Origin of the sequence: Brevibacterium picturae, from assembly GCF_030453725.1 — a bacterium.
In the GTDB taxonomy this organism is placed as follows: Bacteria; Actinomycetota; Actinomycetes; order Actinomycetales; family Brevibacteriaceae; genus Brevibacterium; species Brevibacterium sandarakinum_A.
In genome coordinates, this window is sequence record NZ_JAKDJU010000339.1 from 1 (window position 1) to 1,580 (window position 1,580).

Here is a 1,580-nt window from a genome sequence, read left to right on the forward strand (position 1 = left end):
CGGAATTTGTCAAGGTGAGTGAGACCAGCGGGAGTTAGGCAGCTGGTAGCTCAACCTGCTGGTGGTCGTCGTCAGTCGTGCTCTCGACGGGCTTGTTGATCCAGGCAGCCGCAGGGAGGTCGAGGACCTTCGGGGGTGCGTTCGTGGCGAACCGTTCAGGATGAGCCGCCCGGGCCGCGGCGAGGACGTCAGCGCGTTCATTCGCCTTGGCCGCTGCGAGTCCGTAGTGGACATCGGCCGGCGTATGCAGACCGAGTCCCTGGTGGTGATGTTCATGGTTATACCAGGACACGAACTCGTCGATGAACCCTCGCGCCCCAGCCAAAGACCCGAATCGTTCGGGAAAGACCGGCGCATACTTCAACGTTTTAAACCACGCTTCGGAATAGGGATTGTCGTTGGAGACCTTCGGCCGCGAATGCGATCTGGTCACTTCCAGATCGGCCAGCAGTGTAGCCACGGACTTCGACGTCATCGACGTGCCCCGGTCGGCATGGACCACCTGTGGGATGCCGTGGATGCCGAACACCTCGGCCATCATCTCCTGAGCCAACGGTCCGGACTCACGAGCATGGACATGAGCACCAACGATGTAGCGGGAGTAGATATCGATCATCACATAGGCGTCGTAGTACACACCCCGGGTCGGTCCGGCCAACTTGGTGATGTCCCACGTATACACCTGTCCCGGCCCGTCAGCGACCAGTTCTGGCACCGCTCGGGCAGGATGCCTGGCCTGCCGTCGACGTTCTCTGACCTGGGCATGCTCGGCCAGGATCCGATACATCGTCGAGATCGAGCAGAGGTAGACGCCCCGGTCGAGGAGTGTGGCGAAGACCTGTATCGGGGTGGAATCGACGAACTCAGCACTGTTGAGCACGGCCAGCACATGCGCTCGTTCAGTGCAGTCGAGCCGGTTGGCCGGGACCACCTCCCGCGGTACAGGCGGGCCTGAACGTCTGCGGCGGCGTGCCGCGGTCGACCGCGCGATACCGGTCAGCCCAGCCGCGGCCCGGGTACTCAAGCCGTGGACGGTCAGCTCGGTGTAGGCGTTCATCAGCGCTTCTTCCGCCTGGTCTCGGTATCCGCGCTCTTGGAGGTCTCTTCCAAGAGCGCGCGTGCTTTTCCCATAATCTCCAATGCCGTCTCCGTGCGGTCCAAACGCTGCTGGGTCTGCTCGAGCTCGCGGCGCAACCGGGCAATCTCAGCCTGATCCTTGCTCGGCTTCCCGACCGCCTGACCGGGCTTCTTTCCATCCAAGACACCCGCATCGCGCAGTCTGCGCCATTCGGTGATCAGCGAGGAATACAGCCCCTCACGGCGCAGGTAGGCTCCTCCCTGCTGCTGCCTGCAGGCTTCTTCGTACGCGGTCAGGTGGGCGAGTTTTTGGTCGGGGGTGAAGGTACGTCGGCGTGGACCATCAGCGCGTGGGTGGCGAGGGTTCATCGTTCCATCATCGCCGATCGGAGTTGATGTTGGGGAGAGAGTCGAGATACTCATCGTGGTTGTTCCTGATCTCGCCCTGCTAAGGCGGACTTGCTATGAACCGGTGGACTCAACTCACCCTGACACGCAGGGAA

Annotated in this window: 1 protein-coding gene; it reads right to left on the bottom strand. The window is 62.2% G+C overall.

What is annotated here, in order from left to right:
* Window positions 1-34: 34 nt before the first annotated feature.
* Window positions 35-1,446, bottom strand: a protein-coding gene (locus tag L0G76_RS16170; RefSeq protein ID WP_127363426.1) for an IS3 family transposase whose coding sequence is annotated in 2 segments (ribosomal slippage) — window positions 35-1,098 and window positions 1,098-1,446 — 1,413 coding nt in all. Because the reading frame shifts where the segments join, the coding sequence is not laid out codon by codon here.
* Between the last annotated feature and the right edge of the window lie 134 nt (window positions 1,447-1,580).